General features: G+C 65.4%; 22 protein-coding genes. 15 read left to right on the top strand and 7 right to left on the bottom strand.

Annotated elements, in window-relative coordinates:
- Positions 1 to 7 precede the first annotated feature (7 nt).
- Together hutI and C7C56_RS18130 are read left to right on the top strand one after the other, a co-directional pair.
- Positions 8 to 1,237 (top strand): imidazolonepropionase, encoded by a 1,230-nt coding sequence (gene hutI, locus C7C56_RS18135; RefSeq protein ID WP_106758774.1) that lies wholly within the window; start codon positions 8 to 10, stop codon positions 1,235 to 1,237.
- A gap of 19 nt (positions 1,238 to 1,256) precedes the next feature.
- Entirely contained in the window at positions 1,257 to 2,777 is a 1,521-nt protein-coding gene (locus tag C7C56_RS18130) for a glycine betaine ABC transporter substrate-binding protein (protein WP_106758773.1), read from the top strand.
- Here the strand turns inward: C7C56_RS18130 and C7C56_RS18125 are convergent.
- From C7C56_RS18125 to C7C56_RS18115, 3 genes are all read right to left on the bottom strand, one after another.
- Positions 2,772 to 2,951, bottom strand: a complete 180-nt coding sequence (locus C7C56_RS18125) for a hypothetical protein (RefSeq protein WP_106758772.1) — start codon at positions 2,949 to 2,951, stop codon at positions 2,772 to 2,774. The two genes, C7C56_RS18130 and C7C56_RS18125, sit on opposite strands and share 6 nt — an antisense overlap.
- Before the next feature lie 313 nt (positions 2,952 to 3,264).
- Positions 3,265 to 3,765 carry a GNAT family N-acetyltransferase gene (locus C7C56_RS18120; protein ID WP_106758789.1) on the bottom strand — a complete coding sequence of 167 codons (501 nt, stop codon included), beginning with the start codon at positions 3,763 to 3,765 and terminating at the stop codon, positions 3,265 to 3,267.
- A gap of 20 nt (positions 3,766 to 3,785) precedes the next feature.
- Entirely contained in the window at positions 3,786 to 4,721 is a 936-nt protein-coding gene (locus C7C56_RS18115) for a DMT family transporter (protein WP_106758771.1), read from the bottom strand.
- 170 nt (positions 4,722 to 4,891) lie between these two features.
- On the opposite strand from C7C56_RS18115, the gene C7C56_RS28975 reads away from it, so the two are divergent.
- Positions 4,892 to 5,029, top strand: coding sequence for a hypothetical protein (locus tag C7C56_RS28975; RefSeq protein WP_181373236.1), 138 nt, complete (start codon positions 4,892 to 4,894; stop codon positions 5,027 to 5,029).
- A gap of 47 nt (positions 5,030 to 5,076) precedes the next feature.
- Here the strand turns inward: C7C56_RS28975 and C7C56_RS18110 are convergent, their stop codons facing one another.
- Positions 5,077 to 5,523 carry an Mpo1 family 2-hydroxy fatty acid dioxygenase gene (locus tag C7C56_RS18110; protein WP_106758770.1) on the bottom strand — a complete coding sequence of 149 codons (447 nt, stop codon included), beginning with the start codon at positions 5,521 to 5,523 and terminating at the stop codon, positions 5,077 to 5,079.
- 100 nt (positions 5,524 to 5,623) lie between these two features.
- Here C7C56_RS18110 and C7C56_RS18105 point away from each other — a divergent pair, with 100 nt between their 5' ends.
- From C7C56_RS18105 to C7C56_RS18095, 3 genes are all read left to right on the top strand, one after another.
- Positions 5,624 to 6,130: a DNA-deoxyinosine glycosylase gene (locus C7C56_RS18105; RefSeq protein ID WP_106758769.1), complete on the top strand. Its 507-nt coding sequence runs from the start codon at positions 5,624 to 5,626 to the stop codon at positions 6,128 to 6,130.
- Between the two features lie 24 nt (positions 6,131 to 6,154).
- Positions 6,155 to 6,553, top strand: coding sequence for a GFA family protein (locus tag C7C56_RS18100; protein ID WP_106758768.1), 399 nt, complete (start codon positions 6,155 to 6,157; stop codon positions 6,551 to 6,553).
- 106 nt (positions 6,554 to 6,659) lie between these two features.
- Entirely contained in the window at positions 6,660 to 8,531 is a 1,872-nt protein-coding gene (locus C7C56_RS18095; RefSeq protein WP_106758767.1) for a M2 family metallopeptidase, read from the top strand.
- Between the two features lie 150 nt (positions 8,532 to 8,681).
- On the opposite strand, the gene C7C56_RS18090 is transcribed toward C7C56_RS18095, so the two are convergent.
- From C7C56_RS18090 to C7C56_RS18080, 3 genes are all read right to left on the bottom strand, one after another.
- Positions 8,682 to 9,881 (bottom strand): tetratricopeptide repeat protein, encoded by a 1,200-nt coding sequence (locus tag C7C56_RS18090; RefSeq protein ID WP_106758766.1) that lies wholly within the window; start codon positions 9,879 to 9,881, stop codon positions 8,682 to 8,684.
- Between the two features lie 126 nt (positions 9,882 to 10,007).
- Complete coding sequence (locus C7C56_RS18085) at positions 10,008 to 11,723, bottom strand: methyl-accepting chemotaxis protein (protein WP_106758765.1); 1,716 nt, start codon at positions 11,721 to 11,723, stop codon at positions 10,008 to 10,010.
- A gap of 72 nt (positions 11,724 to 11,795) precedes the next feature.
- Positions 11,796 to 12,278 (bottom strand): cache domain-containing protein, encoded by a 483-nt coding sequence (locus C7C56_RS18080; protein WP_106758764.1) that lies wholly within the window; start codon positions 12,276 to 12,278, stop codon positions 11,796 to 11,798.
- Positions 12,279 to 12,627: 349 nt separating this feature from the next.
- On the opposite strand from C7C56_RS18080, the gene C7C56_RS18075 reads away from it, so the two are divergent.
- From C7C56_RS18075 to C7C56_RS28285, 9 genes are all read left to right on the top strand, one after another.
- Complete coding sequence (locus C7C56_RS18075; RefSeq protein WP_106758763.1) at positions 12,628 to 14,043, top strand: KamA family radical SAM protein; 1,416 nt, start codon at positions 12,628 to 12,630, stop codon at positions 14,041 to 14,043.
- Positions 14,040 to 15,386 (top strand): MFS transporter, encoded by a 1,347-nt coding sequence (locus C7C56_RS18070; protein WP_229458849.1) that lies wholly within the window; start codon positions 14,040 to 14,042, stop codon positions 15,384 to 15,386. The genes C7C56_RS18075 and C7C56_RS18070 overlap by 4 nt, the downstream gene beginning before the upstream one ends.
- Positions 15,331 to 16,182, top strand: coding sequence for a fumarylacetoacetate hydrolase family protein (locus tag C7C56_RS18065; RefSeq protein ID WP_106758762.1), 852 nt, complete (start codon positions 15,331 to 15,333; stop codon positions 16,180 to 16,182). Before C7C56_RS18070 ends, C7C56_RS18065 begins: the two co-directional genes overlap by 56 nt.
- 510 nt (positions 16,183 to 16,692) lie before the next feature.
- A complete protein-coding gene (locus C7C56_RS18055) occupies positions 16,693 to 17,184 on the top strand; it encodes an Hcp family type VI secretion system effector (RefSeq protein WP_106758760.1) in 492 nt (163 codons plus the stop codon).
- Entirely contained in the window at positions 17,177 to 17,581 is a 405-nt protein-coding gene (locus C7C56_RS18050; RefSeq protein WP_106758759.1) for a Rap1a/Tai family immunity protein, read from the top strand. The genes C7C56_RS18055 and C7C56_RS18050 overlap by 8 nt, the downstream gene beginning before the upstream one ends.
- Positions 17,578 to 18,042, top strand: a complete 465-nt coding sequence (locus C7C56_RS18045; protein ID WP_106758758.1) for a T6SS effector amidase Tae4 family protein — start codon at positions 17,578 to 17,580, stop codon at positions 18,040 to 18,042. The genes C7C56_RS18050 and C7C56_RS18045 overlap by 4 nt, the downstream gene beginning before the upstream one ends.
- A gap of 668 nt (positions 18,043 to 18,710) precedes the next feature.
- On the top strand, positions 18,711 to 19,382 hold the full coding sequence (locus tag C7C56_RS18040; RefSeq protein WP_106758757.1) for a tyrosine-type recombinase/integrase: 672 nt from the start codon (positions 18,711 to 18,713) through the stop codon (positions 19,380 to 19,382).
- Between the two features lie 43 nt (positions 19,383 to 19,425).
- A complete protein-coding gene (locus tag C7C56_RS28290; RefSeq protein WP_146204540.1) occupies positions 19,426 to 19,713 on the top strand; it encodes a hypothetical protein in 288 nt (95 codons plus the stop codon).
- A gap of 604 nt (positions 19,714 to 20,317) precedes the next feature.
- Positions 20,318 to 20,623: a hypothetical protein gene (locus C7C56_RS28285; protein WP_146204539.1), complete on the top strand. Its 306-nt coding sequence runs from the start codon at positions 20,318 to 20,320 to the stop codon at positions 20,621 to 20,623.
- Positions 20,624 to 20,652: the final 29 nt, after the last annotated feature.

Genomic DNA, 20,652 nt, shown 5'->3' with positions numbered 1-20,652 from the left:
CGGCGCGATGACCGTTTTGTGGGACGCCCTGTATACGAATGTGAACCTGGCCACCATGGTGGGCGGCTACGGCGAACAGCGTGATGGCGCGCTCGCCGTCAGTGGCGGCAGGATCGCCTGGATCGGCCTGCACACCGAGGCGTCGCACAAGGCGCGCACGGTGCACGACTGCCAGGGGCAATGGCTCACGCCCGGACTGGTCGACTGCCACACCCACATCGTCCATGCCGGCAACCGCAGCGACGAATTCGAGGCGCGCCTGAACGGCGCCACCTACGAGGACATCGCCAACGGCGGCGGCGGCATCATGTCGACCGTGCGCGCCACGCGCGCCGCCACCCCCGACGAACTGCTGCGCCAGAGCGCCCCGCGCGTGGCCAGCCTGCTGGCCGAGGGCGTCACCACGCTCGAGATCAAGTCCGGCTACGGCCTCACGCTGGCCGCCGAGGCCAAGATGCTGCGGGTGGCGCGCCGCCTCGCGCAGACCATGCCGGTCGGCGTGGCCACCACCTTCCTCGGCGCGCACGCGCTGCCGCCCGAATACGCGGGCCGCGCCGACGACTACGTCGACGCCGTGTGCGCCGAAATGCTGCCGGCGCTGGCGGCCGAAGGGCTGGTCGACGCGGTCGACGCCTTTTGCGAGCGCATCGGTTTTTCGAACGCGCAGACCGAACGCGTGTTCGCCGCCGCGCAAGCGCTTGGCCTGCCCGTCAAGCTGCACGCCGAGCAGTTGTCGGACCAGCGCGGCGCCGAGCTGGTGGCGCGCTTCAAGGGCCTGTCGGCCGACCACCTCGAACACCTGACCCAGGACGGCATCGACGCGATGGCCGGGGCCGGCACCGTGGCGGTGCTGCTGCCCGGCGCCTATTACTTCCTGCGCGAAACCGTGGCGCCGCCGGTGGCCGCCCTGCGCGCGGCCGGCGTGCCGATGGCGGTGGCGACCGACTGCAATCCCGGCACCTCGCCGATGACCTCGATTTTGCTGGCCATGAACATGGCGTGCACGCTGTGGCGCCTGACGCCGCGGGAGGCGCTGGCCGGCTGCACCGTCAACGCGGCGCGCGCGCTGGGGCTGGACGGCCAGATCGGCACCCTTGAAGTGGGCAAGCGCGCCGACTTCGCGCTGTGGGACATCGCGCGCCCGGCCGACCTGTCGTACGCGATCGGCCTGAACCCCTGCCGCGGCGTGGTCAACGCCGGTGTGCTGCGCCATCCGGTGGTAAGCTTGCCGGACTGATCAGCAGCCGGAGGGCCCCATGCGCATTCGATTCACCCGCGGTGAGCTGTGTTTCCTGCGCGGGCTGGCGATCCTTGCGCTGGCCGTTTGCGCGGCGACCGGGGGCGGCGCCGCCATGGCCGCCGACGAGGTGCTGCGGGTCGGCTCCAAGCGCTTCACCGAGTCGCTCATCCTGGGCGAGCTGCTGGCCCAGAGCGCCGCCGCGCATGCCACCGTCGAACACCGCCAGGGCCTTGGCAACACGGCCATCGTGCTCGCCGCGCTGCGCGCCGGCAGCATCGACGTCTATCCCGAGTACCTCGGCACGATCGACCTCGAAATCCTCAAGAACCCCAAACCGACCTCGCTGGCGCAGATGCGCGCCGCGCTCAAGCCGCTTGGCCTCGGGGTCGGCGTCCCGCTCGGCTTCAACAACAGCTACGCGCTCGCGGTGCGCGCGGACACCCCCGGCGTGAGCGCGGTCTCGGATCTGGTGCGCCAGCCGGCGCTGCGCCTCGGCCTGTCGCACGAGTTCATCGGACGCGCCGACGGCTGGCCCGGCATGGCGCGCCACTACGGGCTCGGCGTGCGCCCGCGCGCGCTCGACCACGGCATCGCCTACGAGGCGCTGGCGCAGCGCCAGGTCGACGTGATCGACATCTATTCGACCGACGCGAAAATCGCCAGGTACGGCCTGCGGGTGCTCGACGACGACCGCGCCTGGTTTCCGCGCTACGACGCCGTCCTGCTGTACCGGCTCGACGCGCCGCGGCGCTTTCCGGCGGCGTGGCGCGCCATCGGGGCGCTCGAGGGGCGCATCTCGGCGCAAGCGATGATCGCCATGAACGCCGAGGCCGAATTGGAGGGCAAGGGCTTCACCGAGGTGGCGCGCAGCTGGCTCGCGCCGCGGCGTGCGGCGGCCGTGGCGTCCGGCGGCCTGCGCGCCAGGCTGTTTGCCGACGACCTGTGGAGGCTCACGCGCGAGCACCTGGCGCTGGTGCTGCTGTCGGTCGGGCTGGCCTGCCTGGCCGGGGTCCCGCTCGGCATCCTGGCCGCGTTCGCGCCGCGCCTGCGCCAGCTCGTGTTCGGTCTGACCGGCGTGCTGCAGACGGTGCCCGCGCTGGCGCTGCTGGCGATGCTGATCCCGCTGCTGGGCATGATCGGCACGGTGCCTGCGCTGGTGGCCTTGTTCGTGTACGCGCTGCTGCCGATCGTGCGCAACACCTGCGCCGGCCTGCTGGCCGTGCCGCCGGGCCTGCGCATGGCCGCGCGCGCGCTCGGGCTGGGCGCCCGCGCGCGGCTGCTGCACGTCGAGTTGCCGTTGGCGCTGCCGTTGATTTTGGCCGGCGTCAAGACGGCCGCCGTGCTAAACGTGGGCACCGCGACCATCGCCGCCTTCATCGGGGCGGGCGGCTACGGCGAGCGCATCACGATCGGGCTCGCGCTCAACGACAACGACATGTTGTTGGCCGGGGCGATCCCGGCGGCGGCGCTGGCCTTGCTCACCCAGGGGCTGTGTGAGGGGATCGAGCGGCTCGCGGCGAGCCGCGCGCGCTCATAGCGATTGCAGCTTGGAGCGCATCGCCGAGATTTCGCGGTGCAGGATGCGCTCCGCGTGGAAGTCGTTCTCGCGCTGGGCGGCGATGGTTTGCAGGCCGCGCGAACAGACCTGGAGGCGCGAACGCAGCCACGCCTTGTACAGGTGCGAGGTGATCGGTTTGACGGTGATTTTCATGATATCTGCCTGTGGGATAGAAAACAGACTCATTGTTGTGGCTGTCGGCGGGCGCCCGTTTGCGTTAACTCAAAGGCAACGCCCGGGCAAGCCCAGTTGATACAGATCAAAGCCGCGATTTGCAGATAAGTAATTATCGTGTTCGGATCGTTACCAATGCACACCTTGGGTAAGCATTTGTAAAGTTCACGCAACTTCCACCACCTCGCAACTATAGTGGCGGCGTCGATTCCAGTTTCCCCTCCCCATGCACAATGGGTTTGCCCACGGTGGATTTCCTCCCGTGGGTTTTTCTTGCCCGGAGCAGTCTACGTCAGGCTGTTTCCGGCCGCGCCAGTTGGGCCAGCGCGGCGCCGTCGACGCGGCAGATGCGCCAGTCCGGCAACAGCGTCGCGCCCATGCCCTCGTAGAAACTGATCGCATTGGTGTTCCAGTCGAGCACCGACCACTCGAAGCGGCCGCAGTTGCGCTCGAGCGCGATCCGCGCCAGCGCCACCAGCATCTGGCGCCCGTAGCCGGCGCCGCGGTGCGCCTGTTTAACATAGAGGTCCTCGAGGTACAGGCCCTTGCGCGCCAGGAAGGTCGAAAAATTGTGGAAGTAGAGGGCGAAGGTGACCACCTCGCCGTCGGCCTCGCCGATGATGGCCTCGCAGGCGGGACGGGCCCCGAACAGGCCCTCGTGCAACATCGCCTCGCTCGCCACGACCAAGTGTTCGAGTTTTTCGAAGACCGCCAGTTCGACGATCATGCCGTGGATGTGGGCCACGTCGGCGGGCGCGGCGGGGCGTATCGAAAACTGTGTGTTTGTGCTCATGTTCGTGCTCATTTTCGTGCTCATGCGGTTTCTGCCAATATCTTTGTTTGGGTGACGGGAGGAGGCGGCGTCGGCGCGCGCAGCGCCCACGCCACGCTGGCCAGGCAAACGATCATGCCGAGCCATTCTTCGGGGCCGGGGCGGTAGCGCTCGAGTTGGATCGACAGAAGCACCGCGATCACGGGGGTGACCACGCCGAGGTAGACCGCTTTTTGCGAACCGATCCGGTGGATCAGCGTGAAGTAGGCGTTGAACGCGATCACCGAGCCAAAAATGGCCAGGTAGAACAAGCCGATATAGTAGCGCGGCGCCGACGGCAGGGTGAACTTCTGGCCGCTCAGCAGCACCCAGGCCGTCACCAGCAGCGTTCCCCAAAGCATCGACCAGGCCATCGTGAGCATCACGTTCGAGGATTGCTCGCGCACCTTGACGACCACCACGTTGCCCGCCGAGCTCGCGAGCGTGGCGGTCAGGCCGAGGGCGAGCCCGAGCAGGAAGTGGCCGCTGCCGCCGGAGACGATCTCCTGCCAGGCCGCCGCGATGGAGTGGTAGAACATCAAGGTCACGCCGCCCAGTGCGGCCATGCCGGCGGCCCAGGTGCGCCATGTGATCGGGGTGCCGAACGCGATCCGGCTGCAGATCGGATTCCAGAACACCATCAGCGCGAACAGCACGCCGACCAGCGCCGACACCAGGTATTGCTCGGCGCCATAGGTGCATACATACGACAGGCCGAAGGTCAGAAAACCCTGCAGCATCATCCAGCGCTGCGTGCGCCATGGCAGCAGCAGGCGGTCGCCGCGCACCAGGCACCACGCGAAGATCGTGGCCGAGGCCAGGCCGAAGCGGTACACCACCGACACCGCCGGCGCGACTTCGCCCAGCTGCAATGTGATGGCGTAGAAGGTGGAGCCCCAGATCAGCGAGGCGATGACAAACAGGAGGGGAGAGGACATTGCCCTAGTATAAGTTTTTTTGATTTTCCCTGCCGGCATTGGCGCGGAAACGACATTGCGCGGCGGCCGGATTGATCTTGCGCGAAGGGGCCGGGAATTCGCTGGAGATGGTGCGAAAAAGCCAGTAGTATTATTTCATTGACCAGAAGCGCTGGCGAAAAGAGGACCCGATGAAACCGTCTTTGCACTTGAAGGTTGCCGTGCTGATCGGCTATGTCGCCCTCTGCACAGCCATCGTGCTGTCGGGACAACAAGGCGAAGGGCACACGGGCGCCGTCGGCGTTCGGCCGGTCGCGGGCCCCGGCTAAACACCTCAAAAACCGCCCGGCTAGGCGCGACAGGCTCCCAGCTGAAGCTAGTACGCGACCTTGAGGCGGCGGAACAAAAAGCTCAGCACAAACAGCGGACCGATCAGCAAGAAGCGCAGGTCGTCCAAAAACGAGGGTTTCTTGCCTTCGATCTCGTGGCCGATGAACTGGCCGATCCAGGCCACCACAAAAATGGCGATCGACAGCGGCAACACGCTGCCCGGCGGCATGGCGCTGAGCAGACCGAGCATCAGGGCCGCCATCACCAGCATCCCGAGCGCGAACGCCTTCGACAGCTTGAGGTAATAGAACAGCGCGCCGGCGCACAGCGCCACCGCCGCGCTCCAATTGACCGACCAGACCATGCCGAGCAGGCTGAACACGATCGCCGGCACGCACACGAAATGGATGATCTCGTTGGTGTGGTTGCGGTGGCTTTCGGCGTATTTCGCGAGCAGGACATCGATCGCGCGGGGTTCAAGGGCTTGCTCCATGGGGTCTCCGCCAGTCTTGTTATAGTCAGATGCAAACATTGCGTGCCGCACGATTTTACACGCGCGGTAAGCCCCTGTGGACATCGGCTAGAATCTCGCCATGCCGACCCCGCCCACGCCCGACCCCGACGCCGTCCTGAGCGGCCTCGCGCCCGTCGTCGCGGTCGATACCACGATCCTCATCCTGGGCAGCTTTCCCGGCGCGGCCTCGCTGGCGGCGCAGCAATATTACGCCCACCCGCAGAACCAGTTGTGGCGCCTGTTGTCCGACTTGACGGGCGAGGACTTGCGCGCGCTCGCCTATGCCGAGCGGCTGGCGCGCCTGCTGGCGCATCGCATCGGCCTGTGGGACGTGCTCGGCGCGTGCGAGCGCAGGGGCAGCCTCGACGCCGACATCCGCAATCCGGCCGCCAACGATTTCGCGCGCCTGCGCCACTTGTGCCCGCTGCTCGCGACGGTCGGCTTCAACGGCCAGACCTCGGGCAAGTTCGCCCCCGGTTTCGCCGCGGCCGGCTACCGCACGCTGGTGCTGCCCTCGTCGTCGCCCGCGCACGCCACCTTGCGCTTCGAGCAGAAACTGGCGCTGTGGCGCCAGCTTATTAGTTGAACTTATTATTTGAAAGGACGCGGCATGTTCAACGGCGGCTGTTTTTGCGGCGCGGTCAGGTACCGGGCATCCGCGCAAAGGGTGGAGGCGACCATTTGCCACTGCACGATCTGCCGGCGCACCACGGGCGCGCCGTTTGTCGCCTGGTTCTCGCTGCCGGCCGCGGACTTCACCGTGCTGGCGGGAACGCCGTCGGCATTGCGCTCGAGCACCCACGCGACGCGCACGTTTTGCGCCGCCTGCGGCACCCAGCTGACCTTCATCGACGACGCCACGCCGGGCGAGGTCGACGTCACCATCGGCAGCCTCGACGAGCCGGACCTGATCGCCCCGGCCGACCACACTTTCACGCGCGGCAAACTGGCATGGGTCAGGCTGGCGGACGATCTGCCGCAGTTCCAGGCCAGCCGCGCTAACGGCTGACAGCGGCCGCGCGCATGGGTTCCGGCGCGGTCGCTTTCCATGTTAATCTTGGCGCCGCCGTCCCTGCGGGACGAGAACCGATAAAGCAAAAACACGGAGATGAAACATGAGTAAACAGCCACCACGGCGCCTGCGCCTTAGACTGCGCCTTATCCTCGCGCTGGCCACCGGGCTGGGACTGTCCGGCGCCGCGCAGACGGCCGCGGCCGCCCCCGCACCGAAGGCGCGCGCCGCCGCGCCCACCGTGGCCGAGGCCGAGCAATTCGTGCGCGAGGCCGAGGCCCTGCTTGAAAAACGCGATTTCATCGCCGGGCGCGCCGAATGGGTCAGCCAGAACTTCATCACCGACGACACCGAAATGATCGCCGCCCAGGCCGGCGAGCAACGCCTGAGCGCGGCCGGCGAACTGGCGCTCAAGGCGCGCCGCTTCAACAAGCTGAAACTGCCCGAGGCCAGCGCGCGCAAGCTCAAGCTGCTGCAACTGACGCTGATGCTGTCCGACACCGGCGAGCGCGAAGCCTACACCCGGCTCGCGGCCGGCATGTCCGGCGCCTACGGCAAGGGCAAGTATTGCCCGAAGCTGGCCGACGGCGGCACCGGACCCTGCCTCGCGCTGGGCGAGATGGAAAAACTGCTGGCCCAGAGCCGCGACCCGGCCAAGCTCAAGGAGATCTGGCAAGGCTGGCACGGCGTCTCGCCCGCCTACAAGCAAAAGTATGTCGACTATGTCGCCCTGTCCAACAAGGGCGCGCGCGAGATGGGCTTTGCCGACACCGGCGCCCTGTGGCGCTCGCAGTACGACATGCCACCCGAGGCCTTCGGCGCCGAGATGGAGCGCCTGTGGCAGCAGGTCAAGCCGCTCTACGATTCCTTGCACACCTACACGCGCCACAAGCTGCGCCAGTCCTATGGCCCGGCTGTGGTGCCGGCCACGGGCCCGGTGCCGGCCCACCTGTTCGGCAACATGTGGAGCCAGACCTGGAACAATCTGTACCCGATCCTCAAGCCGGCCGGCGCCGGCGCCCCGTATGACCTCGGCGCCGTGCTGGTGGCCAACAAGACCAGCGCCGAGGAGATGACCCGCTACGCCGAGCGCTTCTACACCTCGCTCGGCATGGAGGCGCTGCCCAAGACGTTCTGGGAGCGTTCGCTGCTGACCAAACCGAAGGACCGCGACGTCGTCTGCCACGCCTCGGCCTGGCAGATGGACGGCGCGCAGGACGTGCGCATCAAGATGTGCATCACGCCGACGGCCGAGGACTTCACCGTGATCCACCATGAACTCGGCCACATCTACTACGACCTGGCCTACCGCAAGCAGCCGCATATGTTCAAGAACGGCGCCAACGACGGCTTCCACGAAGCCATCGGCGACACCGTGGCGTTGTCGGTCACGCCCGACTACCTCAAGCAGGTGGGGCTGATGGACCCGGCCGCCGCGGCCGAGAACGATATCGGGCAACTGCTCGAGCGCGCGCTGGGCAAGGTCGCCTTCCTGCCGTTCGCCTACATGGTCGACAAATGGCGCTGGGATGTGTACGCGGGCAAGACCAAGCCGGCCGACTACGACAAGGCCTGGTGGGCCCTGCGCGAGCAGTACCAGGGCGTGGCGCGGCCGTCGCCGATGCGCGAAGGCGGTTTCGACGCGGGCGCCAAATACCACGTCGCCGCCGACGTGCCCTACGCGCGCTATTTTCTGGCCAACATGCTGCAGTTCCAGTTCCACCGCGCGCTGTGCCGCGAGGCCGGCTACACGGGGCCGCTGAACCGTTGCTCGATCTACGGCAACAAGAAGGCGGGCGAGAAGCTGCAGGCCTTGCTGACCATGGGCGCGAGCAAGCCCTGGCAGGAGGCGCTCAAGGCGATGAGCGGCGAGGAGCGGATCGACGGCGGCGCGCTGCTCGAGTATTTCGCGCCGCTCAAGACCTGGCTTGATGCGCAAAACGCCATGCTCGACGCGCAGGCCGCCAAGAGTTAACGGGGCGCCGAGTAGCAGCTCGACGCCAGTTCAATAGGGCGCCGGCCGGGTTTCTTAGGAAACGCGGCCGGCGCTTTTTTATTGCCTCCTTATGTTGCCGCCCTGATTGCCGCCCTGATTGCCGCCCTGATTGTCGCCCTGATTGTCGCCCTAATTGGCGCGCGACCCCGCCGGATGGTTCGCGCGCAGGTGCTGCAGTTTTTCCGAATAGCGCTCGCGCGTGCCGGGGGTGTTGCTGTTCTCGAGCGCGAGCGCCAACTGCTCGCGCGCGGCGCCGGCGTGGCCGAGCCCGAGCGCGGCCTCGGCCAGCCAGAAATGGAATTCGTGGTTGTGCGGGGCGCGCGCGACCTCTTTCTCGAACAGCGCCTTGGCGCCCCGGTAGTCCTTGACCTGCATGGCCGCCAAGCCCTTGTTGAAATAATGGAAAGGCGGCACCGGTTCGAGCGCGGCCAGGCGCTGCGCCAGCGCCTGCGAATCGGCCACGCGGCCCTGCTCGGCCAACAGCCCGATCAGATTGTTCAGCAGCGCCGTGTTGTCGGGCTCGCGGCCGAGCGCGTCGCGGAACACGCGCTCGGCCAGGGGCAGGTCGCCGTGGCGCTGGTAGACCACGCCCAGCGTGTTGTAGCCAGCCAGGAAGGTGGCATCGTGTTCGACCGCCTTGCGCGCCCACCAGTAGGCCGGCTCGAGCTGCCCGCGCGCGAGCGCCTCGGCGGCCCGGTTGTTGAGGTACATGGCGACGATGCGGGCCTCGGTGAGCGGCTCGGTGCGGTAGCCGGCCGCCTCGCCCGAGGGCAGGAAGTCGACCGTGAGCATGCGGTAGCCGTCGCTCGAGGCGGCATACTGGCTGCGCTTGAGGAAGCTCAGATTGACGTGGTAGCTGGCCAGGTGCAGGCCCTGCCTGCGGCTCCAGGAGGGATCGGTCTTGACGCTCTGAAAATACACATTGGCGCCGAGCGCCTTGGCGAACGCGGCCGTCATGATCACCAGCGACAGGCAGTTGCCGCTGCGCGTGGCAAACGTGTGCGCGGCATTGCGCGTGCTGCTGGCATCGTAATCGAGATTGAGCTGGCCTTTCTGGTAGAGCGCGTCGACCAGGCCCCGCTCGACGCCCTTGTTGCGCACCTGGGCCGTGAATGCGGGGCTGCGCAGGTAGGCCTGCATGGCGGGGCTGAGCGCGAACAGGTCGTCGGCCCCGACCGGTTCCGACGGCGGCGCGAAGCGCCCGTCCGCGAACAGGGTCGCCACTGGCGCGCCGGGCCTGGGCGCGGTGCCGGCGCAGCCGGCCAGCAAGGCCGGCGTCAGGGCCGCCAAAATGACCACCAGGGAAAGCAGGGTTGACCGGGATTTCATGCGCAGCCTCCGTCACAGTCGCGGCGGCGCCGGGGTGGCGCCGACACTTCAGTATCGTCTGCTTTCCTGGGAAGTCAATCGGCGAGCGCCGGCGGCGGGGGGCACGGCCGAAACACTCTCAGCCTCTCAGGCCTTGCGCCGCAGCCCCGGATGGTCGCGCCGCGGCGCGTCGTAGCGGGCCTGGGTGGCGGGCCGCGAGAGCGGGCGCATCGGGCTGCCCTGTGCGCGCCGATCCTCGGCCAGCGACGCGTCGGCCGCGGCCTGCGCCTCCAGCTCCTCCGCGGCGTCGGTCTGGGCCTCGTCGATCTTGAACACCGACACCGCCAGCGAAAGCCTGACGGTTTGCTCATGCAGGCTGCCGGCCGCCGCCGCCGCCTGCTCCACCAGCGCCGCGTTCTGCTGGGTCATGCCGTCCATCTGGCCGACCGCGAAATTGACCTCGGCGATGCCCTCGGCCTGCTGCAGGCTGGCCACGCTGATGCGTTCGATGATGTCGTTGACCTGGCGCACCGAGGCGACGATGTCGCCCATGCTGCTGCCGGCCTCGTTGACCGAGGCGCTGCCGCCGTCGATGATCGCCACCGAGGCCGCGATCAGCGATTTGATCTCCTTGGCCGCCGCCGCCGAGCGCTGCGCCAGCGTGCGCACCTCGGCCGCGACGACCGCGAAGCCGCGCCCCTGCTCGCCGGCGCGCGCCGCCTCGACCGCCGCGTTGAGCGCGAGGATGTTGGTCTGGAACGAGATGCCGTCGATTACGCCGATGATCTCGACCACCTTGCGCGAGCTGGCCTTGATCGAATCCATGGTCGCCACCGCGCGCTCGACCGCGAGCCCGCCATTGGCCGCCAGCGCGACGGCCGAGGCGGCCAACTCGTTGGCCTGGCGCGCGTTGTTGGCGTTCTCCTTGACCGCGATGGTCAGCGTCTCCATCGCGCTGGCGGTCTCCTCGAGCGAGCCGGCCTGCATCTCGGTGCGGGTCGACAGGTCGAGGTTGCCGCTGGCGATCTCCTGTGAGGCGGTGTCGATCGAGCGCACCGAGGCCAGCACCGCGCGCAGGGTCTGGCTCAGGGTGCCGATCGAATGGTCGAGCGCGCGCGAGGTGTCGGCGATCTCGTCGCGCCCGAGGTTGGCGCTGCCCACGCTCAGGCGCCCGCTGGCCAGTTCGGCCACCACGTCCGAGATGGCGCGGATGTCGGCCAGCATCGCGCGCCGCACCGCCATGGTCACCAGCAGCGAGACCACGATCGAGAGCAGCACCAGCAGCGCCATGCCGACCCCGAGCGCGTCGAACTCGGCCTTGGCATTCGCGTGGGCGCGCTCGCTGAGGGTCTTTTGCAGCGCAGACAGCAGGTCGAGCTGCTTGTTCAATTCGAGGAAGCCGGCCTCGGCCTTGGCCATCGAGTTGGTCGCGATCGAATGGTCCACCTGCGCCAGTTCGATCGTCTCGAGCACGTTCTTGCGGTAGGTTGCCAGCGCCGCGATCGAGGCGCGCACGATCGGGCGCTCCTCGGCGTCGGCGACTTTTTCGAGCCGCTGGAGCTGGGCGCCGATCCCCTCGTGGCGCTTGCCGAGCTCGGCGACCAGGGTGTCGAGCCTGGCCTTGGCGAAGCTGCCGTTGATCCAGGCCAGCAATTGGTAGATGTTGGCGTGCGCGTGCTTGGCGTCGCCGGCCACGTCGGCGGCCGCCTTCTGGCGCTCGGCGCGCACCTGGACCAGGTTTTCGAGCGAGGCGTTCTGGCGCACCATGCCGTAGTAGGCGGCGCCCGAGAGCATCATCAGCAGCACCAGCACGATGCCGGGGGCGAGTAACAGCTTCGGTCCGATTCGCAGTTTGTTCAGCATGCAAGCTCCTGGCAGTGGACCGGCCCGCGGCGGACGCGCGGGCCGGTGGTGGTGCGCCGTCGTGGCCGCGGGTTAATTGTTCATGCTCAGGGCCGGCACCGGCTTGTAGATGCCGGCCTCGAGCACCACGTCGCCGACCCGCAGGATGTAGGTGGTCTTCGGCTCGATCCTGCCGTTGGTCGGGTTCTTATAGTGGTAGTCGACCCAGCCCTTGCCGCTTTTTTGCGCCAGTTGGATGATCTCGCGGCGGTACACCTTGCCGTTGGCGTCGGGGATGTCGGTCAGGTCCTTGCCCACGATCGAGGGGTTGATCGGATGGGCCAGCACGATGCCGGTGTAGAGGTCGCGCATGTCGATGTAAAGCGCGCCCTGCACGTAGTCGGTGTGCTTGATGTTGATCATTTTCATCATTTCCGCTTTGCCTTTCGCCTTGATCAGGGCGGCGCCCCGCTCGACCATCGCGATGGCGTCCTCGGCGGTCGGTTCGGCGGCGCAGGCGCTGCCGGCGACGGCGGCGAAGGCGATCATGGTGCAGGCGGTGAAGAGCGATTTCATGGAGGGTTTCCTTTCACGGATGACGGTGGAACTGCGGTGATTTAATGCATTTGCCCAATGTTTCCTAGGTGCATTCGTAATCTACGCCTCCGCCACGACGTCAATTTGCGGTACCGCAAGCGCGCCGCGATGCCGTTTGCGCGGGCACAAGAAGGCGCGCCAAGCGGTGTCGGAACGGGCCTCGGCGTGGCCGAGGAATAAATTCATTTAAACAACAACATTTCACCGGGTTCAATTGAGATTGGGCAAATCGGCGGTTTTTTCCGCGTCTTATGATGAATGCCTGCTGGCATCGAAGATGCATTTCGGTAACGGCATCCGACCCACATCATCAGATTGGAGAGTGCCCGTGACCATCGAAACCAACCCCGCCCGGTTCAAACCCTACACCCGCCAGAGCATCACGCAGGCGCCCCAATGGTCGTTGCTGGGTCCGGAATTGCAGGAGGCGGTGCAGGTGGTCTCGCACGTATTGCCGTTTCGAACCAATGCCTATGTGCTCGACCAGTTGATCGACTGGGGCAACATTCCGGACGACCCCATCTACCGCCTCGTGTTCCCCCACCGCGACATGCTGCGGCGCGAGGAGTACGCGCAATTGCGCGACCTGGTGCTGTTCAAAAAAGACGACGCCGCCAGCGCGCGCCTGGTGCACGCGATCCGCATGCGCATGAATCCGCACCCGGCCGGCCAGATGACCCACAACGTGCCGCGCGTGAACGACACCCCGCTGCGCGGCCTGCAGCACAAGTACAAGGAGACGGTGCTGTTCTTCCCGAGCGCGGGCCAGACCTGCCACGCCTACTGCACCTTCTGCTTCCGCTGGCCGCAGTTCGTCGGCATGGAGGGCATGAAGTTCGACGCGCGCGAGTCGGGCGAACTGGTCGAGTACCTCAAGCTCCACCCCGAGGTCACCGACGTCCTGATCACCGGCGGCGACCCGCTCGTGATGAACACGCGCTCGCTGGCCGGCTACATCGAGCCGCTGCTCGCGCCCGAGCTGGCGCACATCCAGAACATCCGGATCGGCACCAAGTCGGTCGCCTACTGGCCGCAGCGCTTCGTCAGCGACGCCGACGCCGACGACCTTCTGCGCCTGTTCGAGCGCGTGGTCAAGGCCGGCAAGAACCTGGCCGTCATGGGCCACTACAGCCACGCCGTCGAGCTGCGCGGCGCGCTGGCGCAGCAGGCGGTCAAGCGCATCGTCTCGACCGGCGCCACCCTGCGCATGCAGGGCCCCTTGATCCGCCACATCAACGAGGACCCCAAAAGCTGGGCCGAGCTGTGGACCACGGGGGTGCGCCTGGGCGCGATCCCCTACTACATGTTCGTCGAGCGCGACACCGGGCCGAGCGACTACTTCGCGCTGCCGCTGGCGCGCGCGCACGAGATCTTCCAGGCCGCGTACCAGATGGTGTCGGGCCTGTCGCGCACCGTGCGCGGGCCGTCCATGAGCGCGTTTCCGGGCAAGGTCGTGATCGACGGCATCGTCACCATCAACGGCGAAAAACTGTTCGCGCTCCAGTTCCTGCAGGCGCGCAATCCGGACTGGGTGCGCAAGCCGTTCTTCGCCGAGTTCGACCCGACCGCGACCTGGCTCGACCACCTGGTGCCGGCCTTCGGCAAGAAGAAGTTCTTCTTCGAGGGCGAGGAGGGCGGCGGCTTTGACGACGCGCCGCCGCCGTCAAAGCAGCGCGTGATCCCGCTGGCGCTGGCCGGGCGCACCGAGGTCCAGCCCTGCGACAGCACCATCGACGCGGAATGAGCGAGGCCGTCTACACCGGCGGCGAGCGGCGCGCCGTCAAGCGCCTGCCGATGTCGGTCGTGTTCTTCTGCGTGTTTCTGCCGTTCGCGTTCGGGCATTTTTTGTCGTGCATGCTGCGCAACGCCAACGCCGTGCTCGCGCCCTACATGCAGGGCAAGATGGCGCTCGACGCCGGCGAGTTCGGCGTGCTCACGAGCGCCTTTTTCCTCGCGTTCGCGCTGGTGCAACTGCCGGTCGGGATCGCGCTCGACCGCTACGGGCCGCGCATGGTGCAACTGGTGCTGATGGTGGTGGCCGGCGTTGGCGCCCTGGTGTTCGCCTGGGCCGAGAATTTCCCCACGTTGGTGGCCGGACGCGCGCTGATCGGGCTGGGCCTGGGCGGCTGCTTCATGTCGGCGGTCAAGGCCATCTCGGCCTGGATCGCGCCGCACAAGCTGCCCTCGCTGCAGGGCTACCTGATCGCCGTCGGCGGGCTCGGCGCCGCCGCCGCGACGGTGCCGATGCGCGTGCTGCTCGAGCACACCGACTGGCGCGGCCTGTTCACCACGCTCGGCGGCCTGACCGCCTGCGCCGGCCTGGTCATGTGGCTGGTCGCGCCCAAGGCGGCCCCGCCGCGGGTGGGCGAGCCGCCCACGCTAAAATCGGTGCTGGCGGTCTACCGCGCGCCCGCATTCCGCCAGGCGATCTCGCTGATCCTGCTGCCGCACATGGTGTTCTTCGGAATCCAGGGTTTGTGGATCGGGCGCTGGCTGGGCGACGCCGCGCGCCTCGACGGCGCCGACGTGGCCTACCTCCTGTACCTGAGCATGGCGGCCGTGATCGTCGGCGCGATCGGGGTCGGCGTGCTCACCGAGCGGCTCGCCAAGCGCGGCATCGCGCCGCTCGACCTGGCCGCGGTCGGGGTCGGGCTGTTCATGCTGGTGCAACTGGCGATCGTGTGCAATTTCGAGCCGAGTTTCGGCTTGCTGGCGGTGCTGTTCACGCTGGTGGGCACCTTCACCGGGATGGAGTACGCGATCGTCGCCCAATGCATGCCGCGCGAGCATATCGGGCGCTCGGCCACCTGCCTCAATCTGCTCATCTTCGTCGGCGCCTTCGTGGTGCAGGCCGGCTTCGGCCAGATCATCGGCCTGTGGACCCCGGACGCCGACCAGCGCTACCCGGCGATCGCCTACCAGGTCGGGTTTTCGGTGCTGGTGCTGATGCAGCTGCCCGGGCTGGTGTTGTTCCTGCTGCGCCGCCGTCCGGTAGAATGCGAGCTTCGAATCAACACACCGAAGGAAGCATATGAAATTGGTCCGCTACGGCCGGCCCGGCAAGGAGAAGCCAGGCTTGTTCGATGAAGAGGGCCGCCTGCGCGACCTGTCCGGCGTCATCGCCGACATCGACCCGTCCACGCTGTCGGACAAGGCGCTGCGCAAGATCGCCAAGATCGACTACAAGACGCTGCCGCTGGTGCGCGGCAATCCGCGCCTCGGCGTGCCCGTGAAGGGCGTCGGAAAATTCATCGGCATCGGCCTCAATTACGCCGACCACGCGGCCGAGACCGGCCAGGCCGCGCCCAAGGAGCCGATCGTGTTCATGAAGGCGATCAGCTGCCTGTCCGGCCCGGACGACCCGCTGGTGCTGCCGCCGGGCTCCAAAAAGACCGACTGGGAGGTCGAACTCGGGGTCGTCATCGGCACCCGCGCCCGGCACGTGGACGAGGCGGACGCGCTCTCGCACGTGGCCGGCTACTGCGTCGTCAACGACGTCTCCGAGCGCAGCTACCAGTTCGAGTGCGGGCCGCAATGGGACAAGGGCAAGGGCTGCGACACCTTCGGCCCGGTCGGGCCGTGGCTGGTCACGCGCGACGAGGTGATCGACGTGCAGCGGCTCGACCTGTACCTTGAACTGAACGGCAAGCGCATGCAGACCGGCAGCACCGAGACCATGATTTTTTCGGTAGCGCAGATCGTCAGCTACCTGTCGCGCTTCATGACGCTCGAGCCGGGCGACATCATCGCCACCGGCACCCCGCCGGGCGTGGGCCACGCGCGCTCGCCGCAGCGCTACCTCAAGCGCGGCGACAGCCTGCGCCTGGGCATCGCCGGCATCGGCGAGCAGCAGCAGGACGTGCAGGCCTACGCCAAGGTCTGAGCGATGGCGGGCCGGGGCGTGCCAACTGCTACCGCGCCCGTCAACGTGGACAAAGTTCTCGTTCCCGAGAACTCCTTCAAAGTCCCCCGAGTCCCGAATGTGGGAAGCGACTGGGAAGCGACACCAATACTCCATCTGGTATGCAAACCCGCACGGCGGCGCCTGCCTGCAATCCGACCTGACGGGGGCCGGGATCGCGATCCGCCCGGCACGCGCCATGCTGCTGGAGCGGGCGTGCGCTGACGGCCGGCACAGCCTGTTCGACGCGGTGGAGTTCGGGGCGTCGTGGGACGAGCCGGTGCGCGGTTCGGATCGTTTTCCGAGCACCAGCACGACCGTGGGCCCCGGCCGCAGCTTCGCGAGGTGCCCATGTGTGCCGCCACTCGCTGGGATCGGGGGCGTACCCCTCGCGGCGGCAATTGCACTTTTCTTAATATCACCCAATTCTTAGCCGCGCAGCAAGCGCCACAATTGCCAGGTTGGTTCGGTTCGAACACACCTGGAGGCATTATGGCTATCGACGTATATCTTCAAATCGACGGTATCAAAGGGGAGTCCACCGACTCGGTCCACAAGGACTGGATCGAATGCAGCTCCGTGAACTGGGCAATCTCGCAGCCAAAGTCGGCAACGGCGTCGACCGGAGGTGGGCACACGGCCGAACGATGTGAGCATTCCGACATCAGCTTCAGCAAGGTGTCCGATATGTCGTCGCCGATCTTGATGGCCACCTGCTCAGCGGGCAAGACGATTCCAAAAGCAAAGCTGGTCTTCTTGCGCGCTGATGGCAAGGGCGAGAGGATCAAATACTTCGAGATCGAACTTGAGAATGTCCTCATCAGTCACATAGCGCCGAGCGTTTCGTCCGGCGACATTTTGAGTGAGAGCGTTAGCCTGAAATTTTCCCGTGTGAAGTGGAAGTACAGCCAGCAGAAGACTGCCGGCGGATCCGGCGGAAACACCGCTGGTGGGTGGGATCTGGCCACGAACAAAAATGTGTAAGTACATCACGCGCGCGCTGCTGCTCGGTCTGGCGCTGACCTCTCTCTCCCAAGCGGCGACACCGGCCTTCAAGCCGAAGCCATACTATCCGACCATGACTGGCGACAGGCTCGTTCGCTACCACTTTGGTCCGCCCCAACCGCGCGACAATCCGTTTTTGAAGGGCGGCGATGTGGTTGATCACGAAAGGGCTCGCGGCTTTATGGACGGCATCAAAGATGCAACCCAGGGGACAGTCTGGTGCTTCGTCGCTGGTAAGCCGCACGAGCTAAATGACGACATAGCGGGCGCAATTTCCAAGCTCGGGCCGGAAGAGCAGAAGGGGGCCGCAGCGCCCTTAGTCATCAGCGCGCTTCGCCAGTTGTATCCTTGCGCCGCAAAGCGGGAGGCGCCATGAAGCCGAGTTTCGCAATCCTGTTCAAGGGCTATCCACTTCGATCCGCGCTCAAGAGAGACGTACTTTACGACTCACTCGGATGGGCCGACCTGAAAACGCATAGCGGATACCAGGACACCTGTGCAATCCGTTTGAGTGTCGCCCTGGCGGCCGCCGGCGTGGCAATACCTGGGCGACTGACGATCAAGGCCGGCCCTTTGAAGGGGAAGCCGGTCGAGCCGGGACAGCGTGTTCTGTCAAATATCTTAAGGCGGCTGTGGGGGCCACCCGAAGTTTTCAAGAGCGCGGACGAGGCCAGGGATGGGATTGGAAACAGGACCGGTGTTGCGTCGTTCTTCCGGATTAACGGGACGCCCCAAGGGCATATCGACCTTATAGAGCCAGGAAGCAACGGATTCCACACGTGCGCGATGGAATGTTATTTCGACTCAAATGCAATTTGGTTTTGGCCGATCAAGTAGAGCCGGGACGTGCCGGCTGCAGCCGCGCCCGCTAAGGTGGACGAAGTTCTCGTTCCTAAGAACTCCCTCAAAGTTCCCCGAGTCGCGAATGTGGGAAGCGGCAACACTACTCCATCTGGTATGAAAACCCCGCGCCGGCGCTTGCCGACCTAGCGCCAGCCGGGATCGCGAGCTGCTCGATGGCGGCCTCGGTGCGCACCAAGCCGTCGCCTGGTCGTAGTTGAGCGTGCGACGCGTGGGCTCGGCCGCGCGCGTGGTGATTGCTGGCCACCCCGGCCGCTCATCGATCAAGCGCCGGCGCGAGATCCCGCGCGCATGGCTGTTCGATGCATCCTCGCCGCACCATGTGAAGTTGGAAAGCGTGCGCGACCTCGCGCCGCGATCACGATCCGCTCGATGTCTCCTCGGCGCAACTGGCGCCGGCGCCGGCGGCCGCCCCGTTTCGCGATCGCGGGCAGCGCGCAGTGACCGGGCGTGCCGTCTGCATGCCGGTCGACCTTGCGCCGGCACTGCCGTCCCGATCCGCGCAGCGCCCTGCCTGCCAGGCACCGGATCCCGCGCGCGCTTTTCCGAGGACCTGAGGAAACATGCGGTGGTACACTAGAAAAAGAGCCTCAACGGTTCTCACTCTGAATAAAGCTCGTTTTCAACCTATTCAGAGGTGTTCAATGGCACAAGCCACCGTTCTACGTCCGGGACAGTACCGGCATCTACTCCGCGCCACCCGAGCCACTAGCCGCTGTCCCGAACGTGATGTCCTGGTGCTGCTGATGGGAATACATATGGGCATGCGCGTGTCCGAAATCGCGCAGGTCGAGGTGGGTGACTTCATGTTCGCCAGCGGCAAGCTGCGGCAAGAGGTCAGTCTTCGGGCCGCGGTCACAAAGGGGTGCCGCCAGCGCTGCGTGTACCCGACGAACCGCGATCTGGCCGGCGCCCTTGAGGATTGGCTTGCCGTACGCATCAAGCGGCGCTGGCGCATGAGCGACGAACCAAAGAAGTTTCGCGGTCTGCGCCCGGACAGCGCCTTGATCTTGACTTTCAAGGGCTACCGCTATTCGATGAACTGCAAGCGCCGGGTCAACTACGCTGGCGAACAGATTGACTATGCGGCCTGTGACGCCCTCCAGAGCCATGTGAGCAAGCTGTACCGGGACGCGGGGATTAAGGGCGGGTCAAGCCATTCTGGCAGGCGCACGATGGCGTCAAGGCTCTTGGCGCAGGATCATGACCTCGACACGATTCAGCTCATGCTCGGGCACGCCGATCTGGAATGCGTCGATCCATATCTGGAGGTATCGAAAGAAAGGCTTCGACAAGCGTTCGCTGTCGTTCTATGATGCTCCTCGGACAATTATGTTTTGAGGCAATTATTGGAAATTCATGGCAAAAGCGGCATACAGGACAGCCCTTATTGCGATGGGTCTTGCGGTTACAATTTGTGCCTTGCTTCTCTTAACTGGAAAGCGGGTTCTGGTCTGGGAGACAAGGGTTGAGCCAGGCGGCTATTACGTTGTTCGTAAATATGGCAATCTCGGAGCCGCAGACAACGCCAAGCTAGTCTGTCGTTATTTTACCGGGCGGAGTGTTCTAACAACGGTCTATTGGCATTCGCCAAATAATTTTATGGGTAAAGATCAGTGCCCCTTCGCCGTCGATGAGCGCGAATGAGGTGGACTCAATGAATGTCTTGGAAAAAATGGAACTAGCTGACGCTTACTTAGTGCGGGCGGTGCTAGCCGAAACGGAGCGAGCAGACGATCGTATCGCAACAGCACCAAATCGATATGCCAGACTATCCGCACAAGCTTCGCATCAAGAAGCTCACAAACGCTTGTTCGCGATACCGATTGTTAGGGGTTGGCACCTGATTTGGCAAGTCGACGATGCACAGTTATTTGAGCACCTCCGCTGGCTAGCCAATGAGGCTATCTCAGCAAGTAAATAGGTAAATTCTGGCGTTATGCTGGCCACGGTGCCGAATGGCGCCAAGGTGTTCATCATGAGCAGCGTGCAGGATGTAGGCCGCGCCCTGGCAGTACGGCCTCGGCGTCCGACCCGGATGACAAACGCGACCAGTCGGAGGTTGTGATGTCAATCGAAGGGCCGGTGGCGCACGACCCAGTGAACGGCATACACTACATTGTGGCGGGCTATTTGAAATACTGATCGAGAAAAATTGGCGCGCGTGCGCCCGGAGCTGGATTGCAACCGGAAGGACTCAATAAAGATGCCCCACTACCTAAATAACTGTTGTAACCGAAATCATAAAAAAATGTTCGGCCCTGACGCATTTTACGAATTGGATACTTCCGGCTCTCAAGCGGAAAAGCAATTCGGGTTCCGGCCTGGCGAATTCTGCGTGGTTGCTAGCCAACCATCGCCAGGTCAGGTGCGATTCGATTGGTACAAGTTCACCAGTTTTCGGCTTGATGTTGACGATGAAAGAAAAAGCGTTCGGGTATTACTGGGAAAATTCGAGAAAGAAGAAACAATACCAAAGGTTGAGGCGGCAAGTCACAAGTATTATTACCCGTTCTTCGACAAGAACGGGAACTTCAAGCAGCAGTCAGTATTGTGAAGAAGGAAAATCATATGCCGGATAAACTG

Origin of the sequence: Massilia glaciei (assembly GCF_003011895.2) — a bacterium.
GTDB classification, from domain to species: domain Bacteria; phylum Pseudomonadota; class Gammaproteobacteria; order Burkholderiales; family Burkholderiaceae_D; genus Telluria_A; species Telluria_A glaciei.
Note: the sequence above shows the minus strand (reverse complement) of the source record. Positions and strands in the feature narration are given on the sequence as shown.